Source organism: Collinsella aerofaciens (assembly GCF_039836695.1).
In the GTDB taxonomy this organism is placed as follows: domain Bacteria; phylum Actinomycetota; class Coriobacteriia; order Coriobacteriales; family Coriobacteriaceae; genus Collinsella; species Collinsella aerofaciens_BD.
Window position 1 is genome coordinate 1 of sequence record NZ_JBDPAC010000042.1, and the last position, 4,149, is coordinate 4,149.

At 49.8% G+C, this 4,149-nt stretch carries 3 protein-coding genes; 1 reads left to right on the forward strand and 2 read right to left on the reverse strand.

Annotated features, from left to right (window positions below):
- On the reverse strand, positions 1-684 hold a 684-nt coding region (locus tag ABG996_RS10605; protein WP_052987764.1), incomplete at its 3' end, for a replication initiation protein.
- Positions 685-1,215: 531 nt separating this feature from the next.
- Positions 1,216-1,470, reverse strand: a complete 255-nt coding sequence (gene mobC, locus ABG996_RS10610) for a relaxase accessory protein MobC (RefSeq protein ID WP_000091747.1) — start codon at positions 1,468-1,470, stop codon at positions 1,216-1,218.
- Positions 1,471-1,648: 178 nt separating this feature from the next.
- Between mobC and mobQ the strand changes: the two genes are divergently transcribed.
- On the forward strand, positions 1,649-3,808 hold the full coding sequence (gene mobQ, locus ABG996_RS10615; RefSeq protein ID WP_001029353.1) for a MobQ family relaxase: 2,160 nt from the start codon (positions 1,649-1,651) through the stop codon (positions 3,806-3,808).
- Positions 3,809-4,149: the final 341 nt, after the last annotated feature.

A 4,149-nucleotide genomic window follows, 5' to 3' on the forward strand; every position in this document is an offset into this window, starting at 1 on the left:
CATCTTGATCTGTTTGTCTTCCTTGAAGCGAAAATGCAGGGCTACAACCGTGCGCCCCTTTTTGATCGTCTCAACCGTTACAGCCAGGTCGCTTTTTTTGTTCAGTTCGTCAACACAGGGTTTTATTAGTATTTTATTTAAGTCTCTGAATTGTTTGTATTTATTTTCAATCCCTAACATTGAACGAAAGTCATTAAGAGCAATAATTCTCTCTCCCGTACTGCGGAATTGCTGGAGGAACTCGTATATTCTTATACTGTAACTACTTGATAAACCTGATATGTTTTTTATAACAACGCGCGTGAATTGCCCCTTCAGTTGCGTCAGATAAGGCATTACCGCGTCAGAAAAGGTTATTCGAGCCTTGGCCTCACCTTTAGCGTACTGTGCCCGATACTGGATCCAGCGGAACTCCTCACGCTTCTCGTCATTCTTGAGAATGATCGACCTGTCCCATAAACGATCGATCGCTTCCTGTAACTGAACCTCGGCATTTTTCCGCCCCATGTCAGGGAATGAATCAAAATATTCCGCAGCGGTAATGGTCATTGTCTTTTGCAATTCAGCATCAGCACCAGATTTCAATCGACTGATACACAGCAACAGAAAACGTTGTTCCTGTAGGGTCAACTTGTAGCTGGCCTCAACCAAAGCATTCGACTTGTAGGCAATCAAGTCCGACATACAAAGATCCCGTTCAAATGTGGTGATGCTTTAATGTGCCCCACAAATAAGAAATGTGGAATATTTTTTTTTATATCCTCACATTTCTGTGAATAACACCTTAAATTCCTCCACCTTTACCTTAAATTCCTCCACCTAAACACCTTAAATTCCTCCACCTTTACCTTAAATTCCTCCACATATACCTCTATAACATATTGATTTTATTAATGAATTTTGACCCTAAAACAAGTATTAAAAACAAGATCTTAAAAACAAGATCTAAAAACTTAACGGCGAGCCTGTGGATAACTTGGGGCGCTGAAAACAAAAAACCAATAAAAACAATGTGTTGCAAGAAAGCAGAATTGCAAGTTCCGAATACTCCCCTTCCAACCCTGTGGAAATCCAGTATTCATGCGGGTTCAGCGCATATCACCTACCGAAAAACCGTGCGTATGTGCTCAACCTGGCGACGGATTCACTTCCGCTTCCTCGCCCACTCGCTCGCTAACGCTCGGTCGCTGGGGCTGCGGCGAGCGGACGATACAATCACTGTCCTGGCAGCGCCTCCAGCTCGTTAATCAGCGGCAGTATGCGCGTCACATCAGCCTGTCGTGTCACCTCTGCCTTCAGGAACTGGAGTAACCAGGCACGCAACTGCACCTCCTCCGGCTTTCTGACCTTTGCCAGCAATGCTGCACCCACAACAACCTTCTGCGCTGTGTCCAGGCTCCGGCTCTTCGCCTTCAGGCGCTGTAATCTCGCCTCAGCATCAGCAATCTTCTGTTCGAGCGTTCTGCTCATGATGTAACTCCGTGCGCGATGAAAAATCGCATTTTAGCGCGTCACTGGTAGTTTAAAAACTGAGCTGGCATAATGCGCGACAAATCACAAAGTGCGCACTTATACAATCTCCACTCCGTTTCGATTGTGTGCGCCCTGCGGGGCTGAAAGAAAACTACAAAAAGGCATTACGGCAGAAATGGCGATTTATCATCTCAGCATGAAAATTATCTCCAGAAGCAGCGGCTACAGCGCCGTAGCTTCCGCTGCCTATCGTTCCGGTTCACTGATGCTTGATGAGCGTACCGGACTGACTCACGACTACACCCGCAAAAGCGGTGTGGCTGAAGCTGTGATTCTGACCCCCGCGACAGCCCCTGCCTGGTGTACGAACCGTGCCGAACTCTGGAATGCCGTTGAGAAGGCCGAATGCCGGAAGAACTCACAACTTGCGCGGGAAATTGAACTCGCTATCCCCCGTGAACTGCCGCAGGATGCCGCACGGGAAACCGTTCTCGCCTTTGTCAGAGAAAACTTTGTCAGTCAGGGCATGATTGCTGATGTGGCGTTCCATCACATGGATAAAACAAATCCCCATGCGCACATCATGCTGACCACGAGGGCTGTCGGACCTGCTGGGTTCGGCGGAAAGGTCAGGGACTGGAACGACCGGACACATGCCGAGACGTGGCGTGCATCATGGGCTGACCATGCAAACAGAGCACTGGCGAACGCCGGTTATCAGGAAGAGATAGACCATCGTTCATACGAGCGACAGGGGCTTGAGAAAACGCCTGGTATTCACCTCGGAAAGTCTGCCTGTGCGATGGAAACACGCGGTATCGAAACAGAACGCGGCGAACAGAATCGTCTGATTAACAGGCTTAACCTGGAAATACAGATTTCCCGCACTGAACTCAGGAACAGCGGGCTGACAGAGCCTGCCCGCCGTGTGGCTGACCTTCTGAATATCGTGCTTCCTGACAACGCAACTTCGTACACACTACGTGACATCATCGAAGCGTTGCCGAAGGACAGTAATGCGGCATGGAAACTCACCAGTAATGCCATGTCGATGATGGCAGATATGCAGGCGACGCGCAGACGCTGGGAAGAGCTGAACACCGAACGAAAGGAAGCGATGAGCCATGCTGCCAGCCTGAAAAAATCATCGCCGTTTTCGTCCGGTTTTTCCCGTATTCCCCTGATGCAATGGGCGGCACCGGAATACCGTAGCGAACAGGGAAAAATCCAGTCGCTGAGCCAGCAAATGGAAAAATTGCGACAGCATTACCGGAAGGTGGAGAAACAGGACATTCCCGCGAGTCAGACGGCATTTGAAAAACAGTGGCAGCAGTGGGGGGCATCCGGCCTTGCAGCTCTCAGAGTCCAGTTGCTTAAACGTGAAGAGGAATTGCGCCGGAAGGAGCAGGAGGATACAGAACGTAGTCGCGCGGAGCGACGAGCGGAACAGCTCAGGAAAAATGACAATGCCGTTATGGATTCAGGGGTACTGAGCGCAGTCGTTACGGGGTATGGCGAGGCCCCCATGCCTGGTAACGGGGAAATGACCTGTTACCTTCTGCTTCACAACCGGAACGGAGAATACACGCTCTGGGGGAACGAGCTGGAGAAATACCGCACCAGAATCTTTGAGCGTGTTGATTTAATGCGTGACAGGAGTGGTTATATCTGTGACCGAAGCGAAATCGGTCAACATCCACCACTGCAACGTGTTTATTCCTCTGCGACCTTTGAGCAACTTCTGACGCAGGTTTGCCAGACATGGCCGCAATATACCCGCAATCTCCGCCAGCCGAAGACATGGCCGGAGTCTTTCTGTCTTGGAGAAGACCGCCAGCCAGCCATGCCATCACTGGCAGCAAGGAAGGTGGATTTTACGCAGGGACGTCTGCTACCGACGCTGATGCCGGTAATGAGTTCTGTCGACCGGGAAACCCGCCAGCTTCAGCTTTTGCTGGTCATGGGCGTGGATGACTCTCTGGGCGGTGTTGTCCGGCTTAATGGTACGCTGTATCCCGCGTTTGCCGTTCCCTCAGCCGATAACAGCCAGCTGGTCATCAGTGCACTGACCGATAAGGGGTTACGGTATGCAGGGTATGGTGTTGCCGTAAATCACGATGCAGACAGCCACATATCACCTGCGCCGGAACTTATGGAGTTTCATCTGAAAACCCGTGAGGCACCGCTTTTTGCTGCCGTCAACACACCAGAAAAACAGCCGGATCATCTGTTCCGCTCTCTGGGTTTCAATCGTACCTGGGATGAATGGCGGCGCGAGGAAGATGCAAGAACACACACCACCGAGAGGAGACATGATCGCGGTTGGTCACAGTGAATGTGAACAATATTTTGTTTTGTTTAACATCGTGTTATGTTCGTCGATGTTCTTCTATGTTCATCGACAGGGATGAATGCAAGAAGCACACACATAATGCAAGCATAGTTTTGTTTTTCCGCCCCCAAAAATTGGGGGTTCTTTTTTCGCTGCATTAGAGCGCTTTTGACGCAATTTTTCACTTCAATAGTACCTTCGCACTACTAACACAAAAAAAACGCAGCAGGGAGCGTTTTAGGTGCCTTAAAATCGATTTTAGATCGTCATCTTGATCTGTTTGTCTTCCTTGAAGCGAAAATGCAGGGCTACAACCGTGCGCCCCTTTTTGATCGTCTCAACCG

What these genes read in the sequence shown, in the direction of transcription:
- mobC (WP_000091747.1), bottom strand. Translation starts at nt 1,470, where the DNA reads ATGAGCAGAACGCTCGAACAGAAGATTGCTGATGCTGAGGCGAGATTA.
- mobQ (WP_001029353.1), top strand. Translation starts at nt 1,649, where the DNA reads ATGGCGATTTATCATCTCAGCATGAAAATTATCTCCAGAAGCAGCGGC.